Annotated in this window: 19 protein-coding genes; 13 read left to right on the plus strand and 6 right to left on the minus strand. The window is 58.3% G+C overall.

Features of this window, described 5'->3' with window-relative positions; genetic code table 11:
* Nucleotides 1–23: 23 nt before the first annotated feature.
* The 3 genes from ACR0J4_RS11475 to ACR0J4_RS11485 are packed head-to-tail and all read left to right on the plus strand — an operon-like array spanning nucleotide 24 to nucleotide 2,302.
* Nucleotides 24–788 carry a transporter substrate-binding domain-containing protein gene (locus ACR0J4_RS11475; RefSeq protein ID WP_170642596.1) on the plus strand — a complete coding sequence of 255 codons (765 nt, stop codon included), beginning with the start codon at nucleotides 24–26 and terminating at the stop codon, nucleotides 786–788.
* 9 nt (nucleotides 789–797) lie between these two features.
* On the plus strand, nucleotides 798–1,544 hold the full coding sequence (locus ACR0J4_RS11480) for an ABC transporter permease subunit (protein WP_170552217.1): 747 nt from the start codon (nucleotides 798–800) through the stop codon (nucleotides 1,542–1,544).
* Nucleotides 1,541–2,302: an ABC transporter permease gene (locus ACR0J4_RS11485; protein WP_170552219.1), complete on the plus strand. Its 762-nt coding sequence runs from the start codon at nucleotides 1,541–1,543 to the stop codon at nucleotides 2,300–2,302. Before ACR0J4_RS11480 ends, ACR0J4_RS11485 begins: the two co-directional genes overlap by 4 nt.
* Nucleotides 2,303–2,392: 90 nt before the next feature.
* Here ACR0J4_RS11485 and ACR0J4_RS11490 read toward each other — a convergent pair whose 3' ends face one another.
* The gene (locus tag ACR0J4_RS11490) at nucleotides 2,393–2,638 is read right to left on the minus strand and encodes a hypothetical protein (protein WP_480668633.1); all 246 of its coding nucleotides are present in this window, start codon (nucleotides 2,636–2,638) and stop codon (nucleotides 2,393–2,395) included.
* Here ACR0J4_RS11490 and ACR0J4_RS11495 point away from each other — a divergent pair.
* On the plus strand, nucleotides 2,592–2,957 hold the full coding sequence (locus ACR0J4_RS11495; RefSeq protein ID WP_480668590.1) for a lysophospholipid acyltransferase family protein: 366 nt from the start codon (nucleotides 2,592–2,594) through the stop codon (nucleotides 2,955–2,957). The two genes, ACR0J4_RS11490 and ACR0J4_RS11495, sit on opposite strands and share 47 nt — an antisense overlap.
* 266 nt (nucleotides 2,958–3,223) lie before the next feature.
* Here the strand turns inward: ACR0J4_RS11495 and ACR0J4_RS11500 are convergent, their stop codons facing one another.
* Both ACR0J4_RS11500 and ACR0J4_RS11505 read right to left on the minus strand, forming a co-directional pair.
* Nucleotides 3,224–4,621, minus strand: coding sequence for an aspartate aminotransferase family protein (locus ACR0J4_RS11500; RefSeq protein ID WP_170642598.1), 1,398 nt, complete (start codon nucleotides 4,619–4,621; stop codon nucleotides 3,224–3,226).
* A gap of 75 nt (nucleotides 4,622–4,696) precedes the next feature.
* A complete protein-coding gene (locus ACR0J4_RS11505; protein WP_170642599.1) occupies nucleotides 4,697–5,380 on the minus strand; it encodes a GntR family transcriptional regulator in 684 nt (227 codons plus the stop codon).
* 142 nt (nucleotides 5,381–5,522) lie between these two features.
* On the opposite strand from ACR0J4_RS11505, the gene ACR0J4_RS11510 reads away from it, so the two are divergent.
* From ACR0J4_RS11510 to ACR0J4_RS11540, 7 genes are all read left to right on the plus strand, one after another.
* Complete coding sequence (locus ACR0J4_RS11510; protein WP_170375682.1) at nucleotides 5,523–6,608, plus strand: polyamine ABC transporter substrate-binding protein; 1,086 nt, start codon at nucleotides 5,523–5,525, stop codon at nucleotides 6,606–6,608.
* Nucleotides 6,609–6,675: 67 nt separating this feature from the next.
* On the plus strand, nucleotides 6,676–7,803 hold the full coding sequence (locus tag ACR0J4_RS11515) for an ABC transporter ATP-binding protein (protein ID WP_170642600.1): 1,128 nt from the start codon (nucleotides 6,676–6,678) through the stop codon (nucleotides 7,801–7,803).
* Entirely contained in the window at nucleotides 7,803–8,693 is an 891-nt protein-coding gene (locus tag ACR0J4_RS11520) for an ABC transporter permease subunit (RefSeq protein ID WP_170376046.1), read from the plus strand. Before ACR0J4_RS11515 ends, ACR0J4_RS11520 begins: the two co-directional genes overlap by 1 nt.
* On the plus strand, nucleotides 8,690–9,508 hold the full coding sequence (locus tag ACR0J4_RS11525) for an ABC transporter permease (protein WP_170642601.1): 819 nt from the start codon (nucleotides 8,690–8,692) through the stop codon (nucleotides 9,506–9,508). Before ACR0J4_RS11520 ends, ACR0J4_RS11525 begins: the two co-directional genes overlap by 4 nt.
* A complete protein-coding gene (locus ACR0J4_RS11530) occupies nucleotides 9,505–10,806 on the plus strand; it encodes an NAD(P)/FAD-dependent oxidoreductase (protein ID WP_170642602.1) in 1,302 nt (433 codons plus the stop codon). The genes ACR0J4_RS11525 and ACR0J4_RS11530 overlap by 4 nt, the downstream gene beginning before the upstream one ends.
* Nucleotides 10,807–10,911: 105 nt before the next feature.
* A complete protein-coding gene (gene mtnA, locus ACR0J4_RS11535; RefSeq protein WP_170747264.1) occupies nucleotides 10,912–12,012 on the plus strand; it encodes an S-methyl-5-thioribose-1-phosphate isomerase in 1,101 nt (366 codons plus the stop codon).
* 27 nt (nucleotides 12,013–12,039) lie between these two features.
* A complete protein-coding gene (locus ACR0J4_RS11540) occupies nucleotides 12,040–14,073 on the plus strand; it encodes a bifunctional aldolase/short-chain dehydrogenase (RefSeq protein ID WP_170642603.1) in 2,034 nt (677 codons plus the stop codon).
* A gap of 72 nt (nucleotides 14,074–14,145) precedes the next feature.
* Here the strand turns inward: ACR0J4_RS11540 and ACR0J4_RS11545 are convergent, their stop codons facing one another.
* The 3 genes from ACR0J4_RS11545 to ACR0J4_RS11555 all read right to left on the minus strand — a co-directional run bounded on the left by ACR0J4_RS11545 (nucleotide 14,146) and on the right by ACR0J4_RS11555 (nucleotide 20,136).
* Complete coding sequence (locus ACR0J4_RS11545; protein WP_170642604.1) at nucleotides 14,146–16,935, minus strand: bifunctional aconitate hydratase 2/2-methylisocitrate dehydratase; 2,790 nt, start codon at nucleotides 16,933–16,935, stop codon at nucleotides 14,146–14,148.
* A gap of 154 nt (nucleotides 16,936–17,089) precedes the next feature.
* Complete coding sequence (locus ACR0J4_RS11550) at nucleotides 17,090–18,397, minus strand: HlyD family type I secretion periplasmic adaptor subunit (RefSeq protein WP_170552245.1); 1,308 nt, start codon at nucleotides 18,395–18,397, stop codon at nucleotides 17,090–17,092.
* On the minus strand, nucleotides 18,394–20,136 hold the full coding sequence (locus ACR0J4_RS11555) for a type I secretion system permease/ATPase (protein WP_170552247.1): 1,743 nt from the start codon (nucleotides 20,134–20,136) through the stop codon (nucleotides 18,394–18,396). The genes ACR0J4_RS11550 and ACR0J4_RS11555 overlap by 4 nt, the downstream gene beginning before the upstream one ends.
* Before the next feature lie 272 nt (nucleotides 20,137–20,408).
* Between ACR0J4_RS11555 and ACR0J4_RS11560 the strand changes: the two genes are divergently transcribed.
* Both ACR0J4_RS11560 and ACR0J4_RS11565 read left to right on the plus strand, forming a co-directional pair.
* Nucleotides 20,409–21,989: an ABC transporter substrate-binding protein gene (locus tag ACR0J4_RS11560; protein WP_170642605.1), complete on the plus strand. Its 1,581-nt coding sequence runs from the start codon at nucleotides 20,409–20,411 to the stop codon at nucleotides 21,987–21,989.
* A gap of 90 nt (nucleotides 21,990–22,079) precedes the next feature.
* A complete protein-coding gene (locus ACR0J4_RS11565; RefSeq protein WP_170642606.1) occupies nucleotides 22,080–23,645 on the plus strand; it encodes an ABC transporter substrate-binding protein in 1,566 nt (521 codons plus the stop codon).
* Nucleotides 23,646–23,668: the final 23 nt, after the last annotated feature.

Below are 23,668 nucleotides of genomic sequence, written 5' to 3' on the forward strand. Positions count from 1 at the left end.
TAAAACCAACCGGGAGACCCCTAATGAAACTGAAAGCACTTCTGACTGCAGCAACGGCCGCAGCCGTTCTAACTGCAGGCGCTGCCGCAGCTGAACAAGTCAAGATCGGTATCGCCGCCGAACCCTATCCCCCATTTGCGTCACCCGACAGCTCGGGCAATTGGGTAGGATGGGAGATCGAGGTGATCAATGCCGTCTGCGACGCAGCCGAGCTTGACTGCGTGATCACACCTGTTGCCTGGGACGGTATCATTCCGTCGCTGACCGGCCAGCAGATCGACGCGATCATGGCGTCGATGTCGATCACCGAAGAGCGGCTGAAGACCATCGACTTCAGTGATGCGTACTACAACACACCCGCAGTGATCGTGGCCGACAAGTCGATGGATATCGAACCCACCGCAGAGTCCCTTGCTGGTAAGATCATCGGGATCCAAGCCTCGACCATCCACCAGGCCTATGCCCAGGAATACTTCAAGGATTCAGAGCTGAAAGTCTATCAGACTCAGGATGAGGCCAACCAAGACCTTTTCGCGGGTCGCATCGATGCTACTCAAGCCGACAGCATCGCTATGGCGGATTTTGTGAATTCGGACAATGGCAGCTGTTGCGAGATCAAAGGTGCTGTCGAGGATGATCCGGCAATCTTGGGCCGTGGCGTCGGTGCCGGTGTGCGCAAGGGCGAAACCGAACTTCTTGAAGCGCTTAACAAAGGGATCGCTGCGATCCTGGCAGATGGGACCCACGAGAAAATCACCGAGGGTTATTTCACCACCAGCATCTACTAAGGCGTAGCTGTGACCGGACTGTTAGAGACACTGGGCCTTGGCACCAGCATGGAGTTGCTGTCGCTGTCTAGTTGGGGTGGCAACCTGTTGCGCGGGCTTGCCAATTCCCTACAAATCGCCTTCGGCGCATTTGGAATGGGGCTGGTTATCGGGCTGTTCGGGGCCTACGGAAAACTCTACGGCGGGAAGGTCACGCGCGACCTTCTTGCCATCTACACAACAGTGATCAGGGCGGTGCCTGAATTGGTGCTGATCCTGATCCTTTATTATGTCGGCAGTGATATCATCAACAAGATCTCTGAGGCGGTCGGTGGCGGTCGGGTCGAGATCAACGGTGTCGCCGCCGGTATTTGGGTGCTGGGCGTTGTACAAGGCGCCTATGCCACCGAGGTTCTGCGAGGCGCCATAAAGGCGGTGCCAGTCGGGCAGATCGAGGCGGCGAAGTCCTATGGAATGCCCGCTTTCATGATCATGCGTCGGGTGACAATACCAGCAATGATGGGATTTGCGGTGCCCGGGCTGGCCAATCTGTGGCTTATCGCCACCAAAGACACGGCCTTGCTTGCTGTCGTCGGGTTCAGTGAGTTGACGCTGGAAACGCGCCAAGCGGCTAGCAGTACCCGTGCTTATTTCACCTTCTTTTTGGCTGCAGGTTTCTTGTACCTTATGGTGACCCTTTTCTCAGGGGTCGTTTTTGCCCGTATCGAGAAATGGGCGCGGCGTGGTCAACCTTCGTTGAAGGGTGGCTCGGCATGATTACTGTAAAAGCTCTTATGCAACCGCACCGTATCGTCATGATGTTGTTGTTTGCAGCGCTTGTGATCTGGTGTGCGTTCTCGCTGCGTTGGGATTGGATTCCAAAATATGCCCCTTTGGCGTTGCAGGGTCTCTGGACCACAATTTGGCTCTTGGTAGTCACAACCGTACTAGGCTTTCTAATGGCTGTGCCTCTGGGATTGGCGCAGGCGGTGGGCCCGTGGTACTTGGCAACGCCCGCCCGGGTGTTCTGCACGATAATTCGAGGCACACCGCTGCTGTTGCAGATCTGGTTGCTATATTACGGGCTTGGTTCGTTGTTTCCGCAGTTTCCCTGGATACGGTCGTCTGAGCTTTGGCCCTACCTGCGTCAGGCTTGGCCCTACGCCGTCCTGGCACTGACACTGTCCTTTGCGGGATATGAAGGCGAGGTCATGCGAGGCGCGTTTTCCGGTGTGGCAAAAGGCCAGCTGGAGGCTGCAAAGTCTTTCGGGATGCCACGTTTCACGATGTTCCGCCGGATCTGGCTACCCCAAGCCGTACGCAATGTTCTACCTACCTTGGGCGGAGAAACCATCTTGCAGCTCAAAGCAACGCCACTCGTAGCAACGATCACAGTGGTCGAGATATATGCTGTTTCGTCCCGGGTTCGAGCAGACACATTTGTGGTCTACGAGCCCCTGTTGTTGTTGGCTTTGGTTTACATGGCCATCGCCGGTTTAATTGCCTTGGCCTTTCGACGATTTGAGGAAGTTTGAAGTATTGGCAGCAGTGCTTACGTATGGTCGATAGGTGTTTTGGGTCAGAAATGCTTGATGTTTGGGTCAGATATGAATGACGTGATGCAATCATTCCTTGAGGTTTTGGCCATCGATTAAGTCAAAGATCTGTGACGTTCCACAATTATCGTGATCAACCGCCGCAGCCACCTGGATGGTTTCACTCTGATTGACGTGGTGTCCGACGCCAAGTGGATCACCTTCGCCGCCAAAAAAGGAACTTTGCGACGCGGTTATCCAACGCCACGGAATCAAGTGTGTAGGGCCGGTGAAGATTGACTGGAAAAGTGGCAATGTGGCGATCGAAACACTCACTGCTTTTGTTCAAGCCATGCCCGCGCGCCGTTATGTCGTGCTTTTCCCAGAGGGTACGCGCACTAACTCCGGAAGCCTCGGCAAGTTCAAGGCAGGAGCTATAGTAGTCGCGCGCACCAACGGCCGAACAACACGACCCGTCGTAATTCACGCATCCTACAAAAGCATGCCGCGCGACAAACACTTGCCCAAAAGCGGAACGATCAGGGTCGAGGTATTGCCGTCATTTAAATGCGATCACTCCGCTTCAGTGGACGAAGATATTGCTCACCTGCGAAGCGCAATGATGGCCGTTTTCGACGCCGGATTGTGTAGGTAGGTATGTGGTTCTTCGTTGCTCCTGCGACTCCAATAGTAAGACAAAGGTCCGCCCTGGGCTATAAGCCGACTTTCGATGCGGCCGACGCAAATGGCCGCCTTGGGCCGATTTTGATGTTAGTGCTTGGGCAATGCCAAAGGGATCGCAATCAGCGGTGATAACTTGTCGACCACAACTGAAAGTGCAACTAACGAGCGGGCTAAGGGCTCTGCCCCCGCCGCCTATCGGCGTCTCCCCCGGGATGTTTTAGCCAGATGAAGGGCGGATCAGGAGGCCGCTTTCATCAACCCCTGCGCGATTATCTCAGCTTGTGCTTCGTCCAGAGATTTGTGGATGCGCACGAACATCTCGTCGATATCCGCCGTCGTCAGGATCAGAGGCGGAGAGATGATCATCCGGTCGCCCACATGCCGCATGATCAGGTTGTTGGCAAAGCAGCGGTCGCGGCAGATATAGCCCACCGTGCCGGGGGCCGAGGCGAATTTTGCGCGGCTGGCTTTGTCGGGGGTAAGCGCGATCGACGCCATCATGCCGACGATCTTGGCCTCGCCCACCAGCGGGTGATCGGCCAGCGCCTCCCACTTCTGTTTCAGGTAGGGGGCGGCGACGTCACGGACATGCTCGACGATCTTTTCTTCTTCAAGGATGCGCAGGTTTTCCAGGGCAACAGCGGCCGCGACCGGGTGGCCGGAATAGGTGTAGCCGTGGTTGAATTCAGTGCCGCCGATCACCTCGGCGATCTCGTCGTTGACGATGGAGCCGCCGATGGGTGCGTAGCCCGAGCTGAGGCCCTTGGCGATGGTCATGATGTGGGGCTTGATGCCAACGGTCTGCGATCCGAACCAGTTGCCCGTACGGCCAAAGCCACAGATCACTTCATCGGCGATCATGAGAATATCGTATTTGTCGCAAATGCGCTGGATTTCCGGCCAGTAGGTATCGGGCGCGACGATCACGCCGCCTGCGCCCTGAACCGGCTCGGCGATAAAGGCCGCGACACGATCTTCGCCCAGTTCTAGAATGGCTTCTTCCAGTTCGCGCGCGCGGGTGAGGCCGAACTCTTCGGGCGTCATGTCACCGCCTTCGGCCCACCAGTTGGGTTGATTGATATGGTGGATGTTCGGGATCGGAATACCGCCCTGTGCGTGCATTCCGGCCATTCCGCCCAACGAAGCGGAGCCCACTGACGAGCCATGATATGCGTTGTGCCGGCTGATGATGATGTTCTTGTCAGGCTGACCTTTTTCGGCCCAATAGGTGCGCACCAGGCGGATGTTGGTGTCGTTCGCCTCGGACCCGCCAGCTGCGAAGAACACGTGGTTCAGGTCGCCCGGGGCAAGCTCGGCCAGTTTGTTGGCCAGTGCAATTGCGGGCACGTGCGTCGTTTTGAAGAAGGTGTTGTAGTAGGGAAGCTCGCGCATTTGGCGGGCGGCGGCGTCGGCCAGCTCATCTCGTCCGTAGCCGATATTCACGCACCACAGGCCGGCCATCGCGTCCAGGATCTGTTCGCCTTCGCTGTCTGTCAGATAGACGCCATTGGCGCGGGTGATAACGCGCGCGCCCTCTTCGCCCAGCGCTCCGTTGGCGGAGAACGGGTGCATGTGGTGGGCGGCGTCCAGCGCCTGCAATTCGGCGGTGGGCATGTGGTTTGTGATCGTGGACATCCGAAAGACTCCTGCAACGGTGGTTGCGAGTCACAATATGATCAAATTATTTCCTGTCAATCGAATCGGTGTTTTCTAGATGTCCGGGGCAGCGTCGATCATCAGTTCCATGCCTTGCTCGATATCCTGAGCGGTCGCTTTCGCCACCTTTTCCGCATCCACAGCGCGCAGCCCTGCGATGATGTCCTTATGGCGATCAGGCAGGCTTTGAGTGCCGAAGCGGCCGCAGACCACACGCAAGGATGGCCCGAATCGGAGCCACAGACGCTCGGCCAGATCGCTCAGGACAGGCGCATCGGCATGTGCGTAAAGCGTTTCGTGGAATCTGTGGTTGAGATGCAGGTAGCCATGAACGTCACCATCCGCGATCATCTGGTCCAATTGCTGGTCGATTGATTCCAGTTGATCAATGTCGCTGGCGGACATTTTGGCGGTGGATCGCCTTGAAAGCTCTGATTCTATGGCAATTCTGGCGAAGATCACCTGCTCAACATCACCGCTGGACAACAACGGCACACTGACCCTGCGATTGCCCTGAAACACCAATGCGCCGTCCGAGATCAGACGTCGAATCGCCTCACGCACGGGGGTCATGCCGACGCCGAGCGAATCAGTAAGGCCCTGAATAGTGACGGGCTGACCTGGGACCAGCTCGCCGAACATGATCATGGATTTCAGGGTGTGGTAGACCTGTTCGTGCGCGGGCCGTTTCCCGGCGTCAATATTGGGCTTAGGTGCCTTATTTTTGATCAAATCCAATTGGTTTGCCTTGTCTCGATGGGTGCCGACTTGCCGGGCTGTTGACCTTTTGGAACCATAGTTCAGAAAGTCGAAAAACGCAAAACTTGATCAAATCCAAAAAAACGGGACAATACCCACCATAATCGCAGGGAGAACAAAAATGATGTTCAAGACGCTGACACTGACAGCGGTTCTCGCATTGGGGACTTCGGCGGCCTTCGCCGAAGAGGTGCGAGTCTATAACTGGTCGGACTATATCGACGAGGAGCTTCTAACGAAGTTCGAGGAAGAGACAGGGCTGACCCTGATCTACGACGTGTTCGACAGCAACGAATTGCTGGAGACCAAGATGCTGGCCGGTGGCTCTGGCTATGATGTCGTGGTGCCCTCGGGTACATTCCTTCAGCGCCAGATTCAGGCCGGAGCGTTCCGGGAACTGGATACAGCTCAGCTGTCCAATGCTGGCAACCTTTGGGATGTCATCCAGGAGCGTACTGCCGGATACGACCCGAACAATGCTTATTCGATCAACTACATGTGGGGCACAACGGGCATTGGTGTGAATGTCGGAAAGGTGAAAGAAGCGCTGGGGGATGACGTTGCGTTGAACAGCATGGATTTGGTGCTGAAGCCCGAAAACATGGAGAAACTTGCCGAGTGCGGAGTGCATTTCTTGGATGCACCCGCTGAAATGATCCCGATGACGTTGCAATATCTCGGTGAGGACCCGGATAGCCATGACCCGGACGTCATCAAGAAGGTCGAGGAAGTTCTGACCGGCGTGCGCCCCTATATCCAGAAATTCCACAGCTCGGAATACATCAACGCGCTGGCCAATGGCGATATCTGCGTGGCAGTCGGCTGGTCAGGTGACATTCTGCAGGCCCGTGACCGTGCGGCCGAGGCCGACAACGGCGTTGAGATCGAATACCATCCCTTCGCCGAAGGCTCGCTGATGTGGTTCGACCAGATGGCTATTCCGGCGGACGCTCCGAACCCGGAAGGCGCGCATAAGTTCCTGAACTTCATCCTTGATGCCAACAACATGGCGGCGGCGTCGAACTATGTGTACTACGCCAACGGCAACAAGGCCTCGCAAGAGTTCCTTGAAGAAGACGTGATCGGTGATCCGGCGATCTATCCGGATGATGCGACGATGCAGAACCTCTACATCACCACGCCGTACCCGGCAAAAACGCAGCGGGTTGTGACCCGTATGTGGACCAAGATCAAATCGGGCACCTGATCCGATTTCGCGCAAGGCGGCGGGGATCGCCTTGCGCCCACTTCCAGATTGTCGAACGGGGGCCGTTTTGAACTCTGACGTCTTTGCGCCGTGGGATGACCCGCAGGCGAAACCCTTGATCCAATTCCAGAATGTCACCAAACGGTTTGGAGATTTCACGGCCATAGACAATCTGTCTCTGGACATTTTCGAGAAAGAATTCTTTGCCCTGCTCGGTCCGTCGGGTTGCGGCAAGACCACGATGATGCGGATGCTGGCGGGATTCGAAACGCCGACAGAGGGGCACATCATTCTGGGCGGTCAGGACATTGACCCGATCCCGCCCAACAAGCGGGCGGTGAACATGATGTTCCAGTCCTACGCGCTGTTTCCGCATCTCAGCATCTGGGAAAACATCGCCTTCGGTCTGCGCCGGGACAACATGCCCAAGCATGGCCTTGAGGACCGGGTAGAAGAGATGCTGCGCCTGACACGGCTCGAGCAATTCGCGCGCCGCAAGCCGCATCAGATCTCGGGCGGTCAACGGCAACGGGTTGCGCTGGCGCGGTCGCTGGCGAAGGCGCCCAAGCTGTTGCTGTTGGACGAACCTCTGGGCGCGTTGGACAAGAAACTGCGACAGGACACGCAGTTCGAACTGATGGATATTCAGGAGAAGACCGGCACGACCTTTGTGATCGTTACCCACGATCAGGAGGAAGCCATGACCGTCGCCAGCCGCGTGGCGGTAATGGATCAAGGTCGCTTGATGCAGGTCGCCACGCCCGATCGCATCTATGAAAACCCGAACTCGGTCTATGTCGCTGACTTTATCGGCGACGTAAACATCATCGAAGGCCACGCCACCGCGAATGGTGAGGAAACCTATCGGATCGATTGGGCCGAAGGGCAGGCTCCGCTGACGGCAACCTCGGCAAACGGCTTCTCGGAGGGTCAGGCCTGCCATCTGGCGATCCGGCCCGAGAAGGTGACGATATCAACTGACCGCCCTGCCGAGGCAATCAATGCCGTGCAGGGCAAGGTGTTGGATATCGCTTATCTGGGCAACCTCTCGACCTATCATGTCGAGTTGCCGAACGGCACGATCATCAAGGCGCAAACGGCCAATACCCGCCGCATCTCGCGTCGGTCATTCACATGGGAAGACCCGGTCTGGCTGTCCTGGACAGCAACGGCTGCGGTCTTGTTGGCAAGCTGATGCGTCGCGCGCTGCTGATTGCAGTTCCTTATGTCTGGCTATTGGCGCTGTTTTTGGTGCCGTTTTTCATTGTCCTGAAAATTTCACTCTCGGACACGGAACTGGCGATCCCGCCTTACACGCCGACCCTGGACCTGTCGCAGGGCTGGGCCGGGATCAAGGATTTCTTCAGCCAGCTGGATTTTGAGAATTTCGTCTGGCTGACCGAGGATGACCTATATTGGAAGGCCTACCTGTCCAGCCTGAAGATCGCGGTCATCTCAACCTTTCTGACGCTGCTGGTGGGATACCCGATTGCCTATGGCATGGCGCGCGCGCCGGCTGAATGGCGACCGACACTGATGATGCTGGTGATCCTGCCGTTCTGGACCTCATTCCTGATCCGCGTCTACGCGTGGATGGGGATCCTTTCGAACGAAGGGTATCTAAACCAGCTTCTGCTGTGGACGGGTATCATCTCGACCCCGCTGACGATTCTGAACACCAATACGGCTGTCTATATCGGGATCGTCTACACCTACCTGCCGTTCATGATCCTGCCGATCTATTCGTCGTTGGAGCGCATGGATGAGTCACTGATCGAAGCCGCCGAGGATCTGGGGTGTTCGCGCCTCCAGGCCTTCTGGCTGGTAACGATCCCCTTGTCGCGCCCCGGCATCATTGCGGGCTGTTTCCTTGTGATGATCCCGGTGATCGGTGAGTTTGTGATCCCCTCACTTCTCGGCGGCTCGGGCACCCTGATGATCGGTAAGGTCCTGTGGGAGGAGTTCTTCTCAAACCGTGACTGGCCGGTGGCAAGCGCGGTGGCGGTGGTTCTGCTGCTGATCCTCGTGGTGCCGATTGTGCTGTTCCAGCGCAACCAGCAGAAACAGGCGGAGGCCGAGAAATGAACAGATTAAGCTGGTTCAACACGGTTTCCCTGACGCTAGGGTTCGCGTTCCTGTACATCCCGATGATTATCCTGATCATCTTCAGCTTCAATGAAAGCAAACTGGTGACTGTCTGGGCCGGGTTCTCGACCAAATGGTACGGAGAGCTGGCCCAGAACGAAGCGTTTCTGGACGCGGCATGGGTGACGATCCGGGTGGCGGTGTTCTCATCGACGCTGGCAACCGTTCTGGGCACCGCCGCGGCCTATGTCCTGGTACGCGGAGGGCGCTTCTTTGGCCGTACCCTGTTCTCGGGAATGATCTACGCGCCGCTGGTCATGCCCGAGGTGATCACAGGTCTGTCCCTGTTGCTGCTCTTCATCGGTATCGGATTGGACCGGGGGATCCTGACCATCGTTCTGGCCCATACGACCTTTTCGATGTGCTTTGTGTCAGTGGTTGTTTCCTCGCGTCTTGTGACCTTTGACCAGTCGCTGGAAGAGGCCGCCTTGGACCTTGGCTGCTCGCCCGCGCAAGCGTTTCGACTGGTAACCCTGCCGATCATCGCGCCGGCAGTGATCTCAGGCTGGCTGCTGGCCTTTACCCTGTCACTGGATGATCTGGTGATCGCGTCCTTTACTTCGGGCCCGTCTGCCACGACTTTGCCGATCAAGATTTTCTCGGCCGTGCGGCTTGGTGTCAGCCCTGAGATTAATGCGCTGTCGACCCTGATGATCGCGGTTGTGACGATCGGCGTCATCACCGCCTCATTGGTCACTAAGCGTGCCATGATGCGGCAAAAGCAGGATGAGATGGCCGCCGTGCGCGCCGAATGAAACGGATATTTCCAGACTACACCTATGGTGATGGGCCAAGGCAGGGGTGCTGGTGGGATGAAACGATCACCGCCCCCGACTGGCCTGAACAGCAGGGTGATTTGCAAGTTGATGTTGCCATCATCGGCGGCGGCTTCACCGGAGCTTCGGCCGCACTGCATCTGTCGGATGCCGCCGTGTCCGTCGCTGTATGTGAAGCCGAAACACCCGGTTGGGGGGCATCAGGACGCAATGGTGGGTTCTGCTGTCTGGGGGGATCAAAACTCAGCTACAAGGCCATGTGTCGCCGCTATGGTGAGGCTTCGGCGCAAGCCTATTCCGAGGCTGAATGCGACTCGGTGCAACTCGTCGAAAGCCTTCTGGACCGCTACGGGATCGACGTGGATCGGCATTCAAAAGGTGAGACGCAACTGGCCCATTCCCGCCGTGCGATGGAGGCGCTGAGGCGCAAGGCCGAAGATCACGGCATACTGCATGAAGCTGCCGATCTGCCCGGTCTAAGCCTGAACGGGCCATTTCACGGTGGGTACACAACTCCTGTTGGGTTCGGCCTGAATCCTCGGAAATACCTTTTTGGTTTAACCCAAGCCGCGCAGGCGCAAGGCGCAGTGTTTTTTCGGAACAGCCCCGTTCTGAGCATTGAGAAGTCCGCGTCAGGCTTTGCTGTTCAAACACCAAAAGGCCAAATCCGAGCCGACAAGGTCTTGGTCTGCACCAATGGGTACTCCAGCGAAGATATCCCGTCCTGGATGTCGGCTCGTTACATGCCTGCCCAATCCACGGTGCTGGTCACTCGTCCTCTGACGCCGGGCGAGAAGGAGGCGCAGGGTTGGACCTCGGATCAGATGTCCTACGATACGCGCAATCTCTTGCACTATTTCCGCCTGATGCCGGACGGTCGGTTCCTGTTTGGCATGCGGGGCGGGCTGCGGTCCTCACCCAAATCCGAGGCGGCGATCCGAATGCTGGTGCAGCGCGACTTCAAGCGTATGTTCCCAGCGTGGTCCGAGGTGGACGTCACTCATATCTGGTCGGGCATGGTATGCATGTCGCGCGATCTAGTGCCCTTTGTCGGGCCGGTTCCGGGGCAGGCAGGGATGTTTGCGGGCTTTGCCTATCATGGTAACGGAGTCGCCATGGGCACCTATAGCGGCCGGGCCTTGGCGCGGTTGGCGCTGGGTCAGACCAGCGGAGTGACAAATGTCATGTCCGAGACAGCCCGACGCTTTCCTTTAGGCCGGTGGCGGCGCGCCCTGATGCCACCCGCCTATGCCGCCATGGGGCTGGCCGATCTGTAATCCGCCGCTAAAAGCCGTGCGGAAACAACCCATCGGCGCTTGAGGCCTGCGTGAAAATACTGGAACGTGTGGCAGATCCCATGAAACCCGACCGGAGGGCAGAAGATGAAAATTGGCGGCGTTCACTACCACTCGATCTGGCGCGACGCTGAAGGCGGCGAGGTCAGGATCATCGACCAGCGCTGGCTGCCGCACGATTTCCGGATCGCCACGTTGTCCTCGCTGGCCGAGTTTGAGGCCGCAATCCGCGAGATGTGGGTGCGTGGCGCGCCTCTGATCGGGGCGACCGCTGCCTATGGTATGGCGGATGCGATGTCCCGCGACCCGTCTGATCAGAACTTTGAACATTCAGCTTCGGTTTTGAACGCGACCCGGCCAACGGCGGTGAACCTGAACTGGGCGTTGCAGCGCTGCCGGGAGGCCTTGCTGCCTCTGCCGATTGATCAACGCGCCGCCGCGGCCTGGGCGCTGGCGGATGATATCTGCGAAGAGGATATCGAGATCAATCGCCGGATCGGAGAACATGGGCTTGCTTTGATCCGCGAGATCGCCGCCCGCAAACCCTCGGGTGAGCCGGTGCGCCTGCTGACCCATTGCAATGCCGGGTGGCTGGCCACCGTAGATTGGGGCACTGCGACCAGCCCGATGTATCAGGCGCATAACGCTGGTTTGCCGATCCATGTCTGGGTCGATGAAACACGACCCCGGAACCAGGGGGCCTTGACTGCGTGGGAGCTGGGCGAACATGGCATCAGCCATCAATACATCGTCGACAATGCAGGCGGTCACCTGATGCAGCATGGTCTGGTCGATCTTGTGATCACCGGGACGGATCGAACCACCTCGACCGGCGATGTCTGCAACAAGATCGGCACCTATCTGAAAGCCCTGGCCGCACATGACAACAACGTGCCGTTCTATGTGGCCTTGCCCTCACCCACTATCGATTGGACGCTTCGCGACGGGGTCGCCGAAATCCCGATCGAGGACCGACCGGACCGCGAAATCTCGCATGTGTTCGGCATGACAGAGGGTGGCATCGGTGAGGTTTGCGTGGTTCCCGAAGGCTCGGCTGTGGGCAACCCGGCCTTTGACGTCACGCCGAACCGTCTGGTCACGGGCTTGATCACCGAGCGGGGCGTCTGCGACGCCAGCGCCGAGGGTCTGGCGGCCATGTTCCCTGAAAAGGTTGGCCAAGCCGCCTGAGCGCAGAACTACAAGGATACAAAAAACATGATCGAAAACATGTACAAGGCGCAGGCCGCCGCAGACTGGCGTGCGGCTGCCGGCGCCGATCCGGCTGATCAGGAATTGGCAGAGCGGGTCTACACTTCGCGCCTCATCGGTCAGAACCCGGATCTGCTGATGCATGGCGGTGGCAATACCTCGGTCAAGCTAGAGCGCCCCGATTTGTTCGGCGAGATGCGGCCGGTTCTGCACGTCAAAGGCTCGGGCTGGGATCTGGACACGATCGAAGCGCCCGGACTGCCCGGTGTCTGGCAAGAGCCACTGTTGAAGCTACGCGCACTCGATAAGTTGTCGGATGAAGACATGGTGAACTATCAGCGCTCAAGCCTGCTGAATTCGACCTCGCCCAACCCGTCAGTGGAAACGCTGCTGCATGCCTTCCTGCCACACAAATACGTCGATCACACCCACGCCACTCCGTTTCTGATCCTCGCCGACCTGCCCAATGCCGAGGAGGTCTGTCGCGAGATTTTCGGCGACCGGCTGGGGATCGTGCCTTACATCATGCCCGGTTTTAGCCTCGCGAAGGCGGCGGCGGATGTGTATGACGCCAACCCTGATGTTGAGGGGCTGTTGCTGCTTAAACACGGTCATTTCGCCTTTGGAGCCACCGCGCAGGAAAGCTATGACAAGATCGTTCAGCATACCAATGAGGTCGCGGCCTATCTGGGCCTGACCGAACTCACGCCAATTGGTAAACGTCTGCCTGCCAACGGGCTGGACATGTTGCCCGTCCTGCGCGGTGTGATCGCCGAAGCCACTGCGGATCGGGACGGCGTTATGCCCGTTTTCGACCTGAGAAACGGCCCCGCGACACATGCGTTTATGGCGCGCGGCGATGTGGACGCGCTGGCGACGCGCGGCATGGCCTCACCCGATCACGTTCTGCGCACCAAGGGCTGGCCGCTGGTGCTGAAACAGGCGGACCTGACCGACCGAGAGAGCATCAGGGCCAAGGTCGAAGCCTTCGCTGCTGATTACCGCGTCTATTTCGACCGTCAGGCCCCTCAGGCTGCGGAACCCAAGACCATGCTGACCCCTGACCCGAAACATGCGTGGATCGAAGGGATCGGTGTTCTGGGGATAGGGGTGAACGCCAAGGCGGCCTCGGCCTCAGCTGATCTGGCTGAACAGAACATCCGCGTGCGCGCCGTCGCAGAAGATGCGGGCGGGTTCTATCCGATTGGCGAAAAGGACATGTTCGATTGCGAATATTGGTCGTTGGAGCAAGCAAAGCTGGGCAAAGGCACTCCTCCACCATTTCAGGGCCGGGTCGTCATGGTGACCGGAGGGGCAGGCGCGATTGGTCTGGCATCCGCCAAGGCCTTTGCTGCCAAGGGGGCGAATATTGTTCTGGTGGACCGGGATCAAGAGGCGCTGGATGCGGCCCTATCTCAGTTGGGTCGCTGGCACGTGGCCTGCGCGCTCGACGTCACGCAAGCTGACGCTGCTGATACCGCGATGGCCGCTGCGGTTGCGGCCTTTGGTGGGTTGGATATTCTGGTGTCCAATGCGGGCACGGCCACAGGGGGCGCATTGGTCGAGCTGGGGGATGATGCCTTCCGCGCGGCTTTCGAGTTGAACTTTTTCGCGCATAAGGCCTTTGCCACCGCCGCTGCCAAGCTGATGCAGGATCAGGGGCGGGGTGGGCAGATTCTGTTCAATATCTCCAAACAGGCGGTCAATCCCGGCCGCAACCTGGGCGCTTATGGAACCCCCAAAGCCGCAACAATGTTCCTGATGCGGCAACTGGCGTTGGAACTGGCGGGGTCTGGTATTCGGGTTAACGGGGTCAATGCTGACAAGATCAGATCAGGCCTGCTGACGGATGCGTTCATCAAGGAACGCGCCGCCGCGCGGGGCGTCAGCGAAGAGGTCTATATGGGCGGCAACCTTCTGGGCCGCGAGGTCGAGGCGCATCATGTCGCCGAAGGGTTCGTCAATCTGGCCTTGATGGAGCGTACGACCGGTCACGTCATCACAGTCGATGGTGGCAATACCGAGGCCGAACTGCGCTAGCTTCGCCCCCTTAAAACACCTACGCGCGACCGATGAACGGCCGCGCGCAGGAAAAACGTGTCAAATGTGGCGTTAGAAATGCGCCGATTGAGTGGCCGGGTTTTTCGCAACCGGCGGGGCGAACTTGGTCAGGTCGATCCCTTCAACCGAGGCTTTGTATTCCTCGATCGTGGGCGTCCGGCCCAGAATGGCCGACAGGACAACAACCGGGGTCGAGGCCAGCAGCGATTCACCTTTCTTGTCCGGCGCATCTGCCACGACGCGGCCCTGGAACAGGCGGGTCGAGGTGGCCAGAACCGTGTCGCCCTTGGCGGCCTTTTCCTGGTTACCCATGCACAGGTTACAGCCGGGACGTTCGAGATACAGGATGTTCTCGTACTCGGTCCGCGCCTTTTCCTTCGGGAACAGGTCATCGAATTCGAAGCCCGAGTATTTCTCAAGTACTTCCCAGTCGCCCTCTTCCTTCAACTCGTCGATGATGTTGTAAGTCGGGGCTGCGACGACCAGTGGGGCCTGGAACTCGACCTTGCCGGTTTCCTTTTCGAGGTTCTTCAACATCTGGGCCACGATCTTGATGTCGCCCTTGTGCACCATGCACGAGCCGACAAAGCCCAGGTCCACATGCTTTTCGGCATTGTAGTACGAGATCGGGCGGATCGTGTCGTGAGTATAGCGCTTCGAGACGTCGGCGTTGTGTACATCCGGATCGGCGATCATCGGTTCAACGATCTGGTCCAGATCAACGACAACCTCGGCGAAGTATTTCGCGTTGTCATCGGGGCGCAGCGCTGGCTTTTCGCCCGACTTAATCTCGGCAATGCGTGCATCGGCGATGTTGATCAGCTTTTGCAGCATGCCGTTCTCATGCTCCATGCCCTTGTCGATCATGATCTGGATGCGGGACTTGGCCAGTTCCAGCGAGCCGATCAAGGTCTCGTCATTCGAGATACAAACCGAGGCCTTGGCCTTCATCTCCGCCGTCCAGTCGGTGAAGGTAAAGGCCTGGTCGGCCAGCAGCGTGCCGATATGCACTTCGATCACGCGGCCTTGGAACACGTTGTCGCCGTGCTGTTCCAGCATCTGTGCCTGGGTGGCATGCACGACATCGCGGAAATCCATATGCTCGGCCATCGTGCCCTTGAAGGTCACTTTGACCGATTCAGGGATCGGCATCGAGGCCTCACCCGTGGCCAGCGCCAAAGCAACAGTGCCCGAGTCGGCCCCGAAGGCCACGCCTTTGGACATACGAGTGTGGCTGTCGCCGCCGATGATGACCGACCAGTCATCCACGGTGATGTCGTTCAACACCTTGTGGATCACGTCGGTCATCGAATGATAGACGCCTTTCGGGTCACGCCCAGTGACGAGGCCGAAGTCATTCATGAATTTCATCAGGCGGGGGGTGTTGGCTTGCGCCTTAGCATCCCACACAGAGGCCGTGTGACAGCCGGACTGATACGCCCCGTCGACGATGGGCGAGACAACAGTTGCCGCCATCGACTCAAGCTCTTGCATGGTCATCAGGCCGGTTGTGTCCTGCGAGCCGACGATGTTGACCTTGACGCGCACGTCCGATCCGGCATGCAGGGTTTTGCCGGGCGTGGTGCCAACGGCGTTCTTGTTGAAAATCTTTTCAACCGCGGTCAGGCCCTGGCCCTCGTGGCTGATTTCTTTCGACGGCGCAAAGACCAGCGGTGCCTCAACGCCCAGTGCCTCGGCTGCGAATGTTTGCAGTTTCTTGCCGAAGACGATGGCGTAGGAACCGCCTGCCTTCATGAACTCAACCTTTTGCGGTGTGAAGGACGAAGTTACATCGACCAGCTCTTCCCCATCCTCGCTCAGCAGTTTGTGGTCTTTGGTGTTAATCTTCAGAACCGTGCCAGTCGCAACCGAGTACTTCTCTTCCAGGATCGGGTTGCCGTCATTGTTGAGGATTGCGTTGCCATCCTCATCTACCTTTTTGACCCAGTTCTTCAGGTCCAGTCCGATGCCGCCGGTCACGCCGACGGTGGTCAGGAAGATCGGCGAAATGCCGTTGGTGCCCGCCACGATGGGAGCGTAGTTGACGAAGGGCACATAGGGGCTGGCTTGTTTACCGGTCCACAGGGCCACGTTGTTCACACCCGACATACGGGACGATCCCACACCCATGGTGCCTTTTTCAGCGATCAGCATGACGCGCTTGCCGGGATGCTTCAGCTTCAGCGCTTCGATCTCTTGTTGCGCGGTCTCGGAGATCAGGCATTTACCGTGCAATTCGCGGTCCGCGCGCGAGTGTGCCTGATTGCCGGGCGACAGCAGGTCGGTCGAGATGTCACCTTCGGCGGCGACATAGGTGACGACCTCGATTTCTTCGTCGATGTCGGGCAGTTTGGTGAAGAACTCGGCCTTGGCGTAACTTTCAAGGATGTCTTTCGCGACGGCATTGCCTGCATCGAGCGCAGCTTTCAGCCGGTCCGTATCCGCGTCGTACAGGAAGACTTGAGTCTTCAGCACCTCAGCCGCTTTGCCCGCAATCGACGCGTCGTCACCCAAAGCCAGATCCAGCAGAACCTTGACCGAGGGGCCACCCTTCATGTGCGACAGCAGCTCGAACGCGAAATCCTGCGAGATTTCTTCGACATCGGCCTGACCCAGAATGACCTCTTTCAGAAACGCGGCCTTTTCACCTGCGGCGCTGGTTGTGCCGGGCAGGGTGTTGTAGATGAAGAAGTTCAGCGAGTCCGCGCGGTGTTCGTTCTGAGGGTCGCGGATCTGGTCGATGATCTCCTTCGTCAGGGCACCGTCATCGACGGGTTTGGGGTTCAACCCCTGCTCTTTGCGTGTTTCGATCTCGGCAAGGTATTCAGTATACAGGCTCATGGCTATCCCGACGTATTGGCGTTAGAAGGTGCTTGAGGTCCAGGTCTCAGACATGGATCTGACGCCCGGATATGCTCTTTGTATGCGGCGGTATACTAAATCAGCAGGGATTGCAAGTCGCGACAATGGGACAGGTTGCCCCAGGCGTGATGTGTTATTCCCGGAATGCCCGCGTGAAGTAATCGGTCAGCGGCTTGGTCAGGTAGGACAGCGGAGTGCGCTCGTCCGTCTTGATCATCGCCTCCACCGGCATACCCGGAAGCAGAGTTTGGCCGTTCAGGCGATCCAACTGACCGTCATCAGGGACCAGTTCAGCCCGATAGAAGGTGAAGCCTGTGCCCTCGTCGGTGAATGTGTCCGCTGAGACATTGATAACATGGCCATCCAGTTCCGGGGTTTCCCTCTGGTTGAAGCTGGGAAAGCGCAGGGCGACTTCTTGCCCGCGAAACAGCTGGTCCACATGGATTGCATCCACTTTGGCCGCCACCAAAAGGGGCGTATCCTGGGGCACCACATACATCATCTGTTCAGCCGGCTGGATGACCGACTGCAGGGCGAAAACCTGACTGTCATAAACGGTTCCCGAAACGGGCGCGCGAATATCCAGACGCGAGAGGCGCTCGGTCAGCGACAGGCGCCGTTCAGCAAGCTCGGCGATGCGCGTCTGTGCGTCACGCAGCGTTGTGATCGCTTCTTCGCGGCGGGTTGCGTTCAGCTCCAATATCTGGATTTCGGTCGATGCAATCTGTCCTTTAAGCCGGGCGATGGTCGCCTCGAGCCGCCCGATGGCGCCGGTCAGGTTGGCCTCTTCCCGTTGCAGGGCAGAAACACGGCTGGCTTGTGTCAGGCCGCGCTCCAGCAGGTTTTCCTGATCCTTCAATTCTTCACTGATTAGCTCAACCTGTGCGCGCGCTGCGGTCAGTTGTGCTTGCGTACCGTCAATCTCGCTTTCGATTTGGGTCTTTTGCCGATTTAACTGTTCGGTTTTCTGCGCCAGAGTTTCTGCGCGGGCGTCAAACAAGCGCTGCTGACCAGCGATGAGGTTGGGACTGATAGATTCCCGATCTTGAACCTCGCGCAGTTTTGCTGCCAACTCCTCGGAGGTGGCGCCATCGCGTTCCGCTTCCAGCCGGGCCTGACGGCTGAGCAGTTCGAACAATTGCGTCTCGACCACAGTCTTTTCCGAAGCCAGAAACGTATCATCCAGACGCAGCAGAAGTTCACCGCTTTCCACCAGATCCCCATCGCGCACAAAAATCTCACCGACGACCCCGCCATCGGGATGCTCTACCACCTGACGGTTGCTTTGCACCTCGATCACGCCTTGTGAGATGATCGCACCGGCCAGTTGGGTTCGAACGCTCCAGATGCCGATGCCCACAACAAGGATGAGCAGCGCAAAAAAGCCCACAGTTGCGGGGAAGGTTATGCGCCAACTGCGGCGCGCAGGAGGGTTGCTCATTTCTCACCCACTTTATTGAGGTGTCGTTTGATCGCACCGGCATTCTGGACCATCGAACCCAGAACCTCGTCCCGGCTGCCTGCTTTGACGATCTGGCCTTTCTCGACCACAATCAGGTCATCACATTCCGAAATCGCTTGCGGGCGGTGCGTCATGATAATCGCGGCCTTGCCACTTTTCTTGAGGCTGCGCACCGCGCGGTTCAGCGCTTCAGTGCCGTCGGCATCCAGGGCCGAGTTCGGTTCGTCCAGGATCAGCAGAACAGGATCACCATATAGCGCCCGGGCAAGCGCGATCCGTTGTTTCTGACCGCCGGACAACTGGCTGTCATTGCCTTCTAGAAAGGTGTCGTAACCCTTCTCCAAAGACATAATCAGCTCATGTGCGTTGGCCTTCTTAGCGGCGGCGACAACGGCGGCGTCATCGGGTTGTTGCGACATCCGGGCGATGTTCTCTGTCACTGTTCCGTTGAATAGTGTGACCTGCTGCGGCAGATAGCCAATGTAGTGGCCCAGATCATCTGCTGCATATTGATCCAATGTCGCGCCACCCAAGCGAATCTCGCCCGCTGCGGGGGTCAACAGACCCAAAAGCGCCTTGGCCAGGGTCGTCTTGCCCGAGCCACTTTTGCCGATTACACCCAGCGCCTTGCCGGGTTCCAAGATCAGCGAGGCATTGCGCAGGGTTGGCTTTTGAACGCCGGGCGGAATGACCGTCAGACTTTTTGCGACGAGACGCGCCTCGGGCACGGGCAGCTTGGTCTTGTTCTGCTCGGGCGGAGTTTCATCGAGGAAGGTGCCAAGACGAGACCACGCGGTTCGCGCGTTTTCGATCAGCCCCCATTGTCCCACCACCATTTCCACGGGTGCCAAAGCGCGGCCCAGCAAGATCGAACCTGCGATCATGGCCCCGGCTGTCATCTCGTTGCGCAACACCAGCCAAGCGCCAAGCGCTAGCATCGCGGATTGCAGGAACAAGCGCAGCGATTTGGTCAAAGACGTGAAACTACCGGTCCAGTCGCTGGCCGAGATGCTCTGCGACAAGGCGTTGCTGCGCTGTGATAGCCAGCGCTGTGCAACGTCGCCTTGCATGCCTTGCGACCGCACAACTTCGGCGGCTTGCCGCGCTTGTTCCGCAAAGGCATTGGCCCGTCCTGAGGCAACCTGCGCCTCGGCGACTTTCTGTTTGGTCAGGATCTGATTTAGCAATGCGATGACGATAAGCAAGGACCCGCCAGCAACCGCTAGCCAGCCGAGCAACGGGTGAAACAGGAAGATCGCGGCCAGGAAGACGGGCGTCCACGGGATATCCATAACGGCGAGGAAAACAGGCGACGCGCAAAGCGACCGAACGGCCTCCAGATCGCGTAAGGCCGTTGCTGGTGCCGAGCGGATCTGTGGATACAGTGCCCGCCGAATGGTTCCGTCAAAAACCCTCTCGTCCAGCGAGGATTGGAACTTGGCCCCGAACCGCGCCACAATCCGGCCGCGTGCGTAATCCAGCATGGCCATCAGGCCGTAGAGCAGACCGACCAGCAGAAACAGCGCCGTAAGCGTCTCGACCGAGCGCGAACTGAGAACCCGGTCATAGACCTGCAGCATAAACAGCGGCCCGGTCAGCATCAGCAGGTTGACGAAGATGCTGAATAGAAACGCGACACCCAGAAACGATACGCTCTGGTTGCGTACGCTCTGAAGCTCTCGCCTCGGGTTGGGCGGTTTGCGGTTTGTCTGTTTCAAATCAATGTCCCCGACACGATGTCCAGCCTGATGCGGCTACGTTTTTTTACCGCGAACCGAGTCTCGAAGAAAGAGTTAGGGTATGCAACTCGATCGTCAAAGGACCAGCGAAATCCGGCCAAACGGCTAAAATCTGACAGGTTCCCCTAGGGTCCAGCACCCCAATTAGGCATTGCAAGTTTCAGAATGATTTGGATTATCAAGGGCACGTTGATCGCGCTTCGTCGATCACCCGCCATCCGTGCGGGTCAAAAAGAATTGGGGAGATTACAATGAAAGTGAAACACTTGCTGGTCGCAGCCAGTGCCATGGCCCTTTTGGCTGGTACTGCCTCTGCGGAAACGCTGCGCTGGGCGCGCGCGGGCGACTCGCTGACGATGGACCCGCATGCCCAGAACGAGGGTCCGACCTCGGCCATGGCGCATCAGATCATGGAAACGCTGGTGATGCGCGACCATTCCGGGGCGCTAGTGCCGTCGCTGGCGACCGAGTGGGCCCCGTCTGAGGAAAACCCGAACGTCTGGGTGTTCAAACTGCGTGAAGGCGTGACCTTCCATGACGGCGCCGAGTTCGACAGCGAAGACGTTGTCTTCTCGCTCAACCGCGCGATGACACCGGATTCGGACTACAAAGAGCTGCTGGCCTCGGTCAAAGAGGTGCGCGCGCCGGACAAATACACGGTTGAGATTGAAACCGACGGTCCGAACCCGATCATGCCCAACAACCTGACCAACATGTTTATGATGGACAAGGCCTGGGCCGAGGTGAACAACGCCGTGAAGGTGCAGGACTATGAAGGGGGCGAGGACACATTCGCCGCCAAGAACGCCAACGGTACTGGCCCGTACAAGCTGGTCAGCCGTGAACCCGATGTGAAAACCGTTCTGACCGCGAACGAGAACTACTGGGGCAAGGATGAGTTTCCCCTGGAAGTGACCGAGATCATCTATACCCCGATCCAGAACGCCGCGACCCGAGTTGCTGCATTGCTATCGGGTGAGGTCGACTTCATTCAAGACGTCCCCGTTCAGGATCTGGCCCGTGTTGCGGATACCGATGGTCTGGACGTACGGACCGCACCTCAGAACCGGGTGATCTTCTTCGGCATGAACATGGGTGATGCGGATCTGGGCTCGGACAATGTGGACGGGACGAACCCGTTGGCAGACGTACGCGTGCGTCAGGCGATGTCCAAGGCAATCAACCGGGATGCCATCAAACAGGTCGTTATGCGTGGCCAGTCGGCCCCTGCTGGCATGATCGCACCGCCTTTCGTGAACGGTTGGGATGAGGGCATGGACAGCTCCTCCACGACCGATATCGAAGGCGCCAAGGCCCTGATGGCCGAGGCTGGATATCCGGATGGGTTCTCGATCACGCTGAACTGCCCCAACGACCGCTATGTCAACGACGAAGCGATCTGTCAGGCTGCCGTTGGCATGCTGGCGCAGATTGGTGTCACGGTGAATCTGGATGCCAAACCCAAGGCGCAGCATTTCCCGCTGCTCTCGAACCTCGAGACCGACTTCTACATGCTGGGCTGGGGCGTTCCGACCTACGACTCGGAGTATATCTTCAACTTCCTGGTTCACACCAAGGGTGAGAAATACGGCTCGTGGAATGCGACCCGCTACAACAACCCGGAGTTGGATGCCAAAATCCAGGGGCTGGCCTCTGAAACCGACCTTCCGAAGCGCGACGCCCAGATCGCCGAGATCTGGCAAGTGGTGCAGGACGATCAGCTGTATATCCCGATCCACCATCAGGTGCTGAACTGGGGAATGAAGTCGAATGTCGGCACAATCGTTGAGCCGGAAGATTCGCCGAAGATCAAATACTTCACCATGAACTAAGGTTCAGGATCTAAGACAGGGCAGGGCGCAGACCAGCGCCCTGTCATTTGGTGTTTCACGACGGATCACCCAAAACAGAGAGGTATCGCCATGACCTTCAAGGCAACGGCCATCGGTTTGGCCTTTTTGGCCGCAAGCGCCGCTCAGGCGGCCGAATTCAAATGGGCCTCGACCACCGATCCTCAGACCATGGACCCGCACGCCGTCAACTCGGCCGCTGTTCTTGGCTTCCTCAACAATGTCTACGAAGGGCTGGTCCGCCGCGGCAAAGACATGAGTGTTGAGCCCGCCTTGGCCACGAGTTGGGAACCGATCGGAGACGGCGAAGGCTGGCGGTTCACCCTGCGCGAGGGCGTGACGTTCCACGATGGCAGCACCTTCGACGCGCAGGATGTTCTGTTCAGCTATCAACGCGCCTCGGATGAGGTCTCGGATACCCGCAGCTGGTTTGCACCGATCAGCGAGGTCAGGGTGGTCGATGACTACACCGTCGATTTCATGACCACAGCACCCAACCCGCTGTTCCCGTCCTCCATCGCAAACTGGATGATCATGGATCAGGGCTGGGCTGAGGCCAATGAGGCCGCTTTGCCCGACAAGGAAACCGGGAACTACGCGACGCTGAATGCCAACGGCACTGGTGCGTTTCAGATCACCGTGCGCGAGCCCGGTCTGCGCACTGTTCTGGAGCCTTTTGAAGGTTGGTGGGGTGAGGCAGAGCACAACATTACCCGCGCCGAATTCAACCCGATCCAGAACTCTGCCACCGCTGTCGCGGCCTTGCTGTCCGGTGATGTTGATATGATTGAGCCCGTTCCGATTCAGGACGTGGCGCGCCTTCAGGGCAATGATGAGGTCGAGGTCATTCAGGGGATCGAGGCCCGCGTCATCATGCTGGGCTTTGATCATCAGGCCGAGGCTCTGAAATACACCGACGATGCTGGCAAACCGAACCCATTCCGGGATGCGCGCGTGCGTCAGGCGGTGGCGCATGCGGTGAATGTCGATGCCATCCTTGCCACGATCATGCGCGGCAATGCCGAGGCAGCCTCGCAACTCGTCAGCCCTGCCATGAGCGGTTATTCGGCGGCCAATGCAGAGCGCCCCGCTTATGATGTCGAGGCCGCAAAGACCTTGCTGGCCGAGGCTGGGTACGCGGATGGGTTTTCGTTCGGCCTCAAATGCCCCAATGACCGCTATTTGAATGACGAGGCCGTCTGTCAGGCGATTGTCAGCATGCTCGCGCAGATCGGCCTAACAGCCGAACTGGACGCGATGCCGGTGCGCAACTACTGGCCCGAGCTGCGCGAAGACAATTACGACATGTACCTGCTGGGCTGGAGCCCGGGCACGTTCGACGCCGAACACCCCGTGCGCTTTCTGGTCGCGACGCCCAACGAAGAGAAAAAGCTGGGCAGCTGGAATTTCGGAGGCTTCTCGAACGCGCGTGTCGATGAACTGCTGCCGCAGATTCAATCCGAACTGGATGAAGGCACGCGTCAGGCCATGTTGGACGAGGTCACCAGCATCATTCAGGATGAGCAGGTCTATGTTCCGATGTATGTGCAACCTCTGGTCTGGGGAGCGCGCAGCAATATCGAGCTGACGCAACGGCCGGATAACTTCTTCATCCTGCGGTGGGTTACCGTAGACTGAAAACGCTGTTCAAGGGGCCGGAT

It is taken from the genome of Ruegeria sp. B10 (assembly GCF_056539825.1).

What these genes read in the sequence shown, in the direction of transcription:
- mtnA (WP_170747264.1), top strand. Translation starts at nt 10,912, where the DNA reads ATGAAAATTGGCGGCGTTCACTACCACTCGATCTGGCGCGACGCTGAA.
- ACR0J4_RS11545 (WP_170642604.1), bottom strand. Translation starts at nt 16,935, where the DNA reads ATGAGCCTGTATACTGAATACCTTGCCGAGATCGAAACACGCAAAGAG.
- ACR0J4_RS11485 (WP_170552219.1), top strand. Translation starts at nt 1,541, where the DNA reads ATGATTACTGTAAAAGCTCTTATGCAACCGCACCGTATCGTCATGATG.
- ACR0J4_RS11540 (WP_170642603.1), top strand. Translation starts at nt 12,040, where the DNA reads ATGATCGAAAACATGTACAAGGCGCAGGCCGCCGCAGACTGGCGTGCG.
- ACR0J4_RS11530 (WP_170642602.1), top strand. Translation starts at nt 9,505, where the DNA reads ATGAAACGGATATTTCCAGACTACACCTATGGTGATGGGCCAAGGCAG.
- ACR0J4_RS11550 (WP_170552245.1), bottom strand. Translation starts at nt 18,397, where the DNA reads ATGAGCAACCCTCCTGCGCGCCGCAGTTGGCGCATAACCTTCCCCGCA.
- ACR0J4_RS11510 (WP_170375682.1), top strand. Translation starts at nt 5,523, where the DNA reads ATGATGTTCAAGACGCTGACACTGACAGCGGTTCTCGCATTGGGGACT.
- ACR0J4_RS11565 (WP_170642606.1), top strand. Translation starts at nt 22,080, where the DNA reads ATGACCTTCAAGGCAACGGCCATCGGTTTGGCCTTTTTGGCCGCAAGC.
- ACR0J4_RS11500 (WP_170642598.1), bottom strand. Translation starts at nt 4,621, where the DNA reads ATGTCCACGATCACAAACCACATGCCCACCGCCGAATTGCAGGCGCTG.
- ACR0J4_RS11560 (WP_170642605.1), top strand. Translation starts at nt 20,409, where the DNA reads ATGAAAGTGAAACACTTGCTGGTCGCAGCCAGTGCCATGGCCCTTTTG.
- ACR0J4_RS11520 (WP_170376046.1), top strand. Translation starts at nt 7,803, where the DNA reads ATGCGTCGCGCGCTGCTGATTGCAGTTCCTTATGTCTGGCTATTGGCG.
- ACR0J4_RS11525 (WP_170642601.1), top strand. Translation starts at nt 8,690, where the DNA reads ATGAACAGATTAAGCTGGTTCAACACGGTTTCCCTGACGCTAGGGTTC.
- ACR0J4_RS11475 (WP_170642596.1), top strand. Translation starts at nt 24, where the DNA reads ATGAAACTGAAAGCACTTCTGACTGCAGCAACGGCCGCAGCCGTTCTA.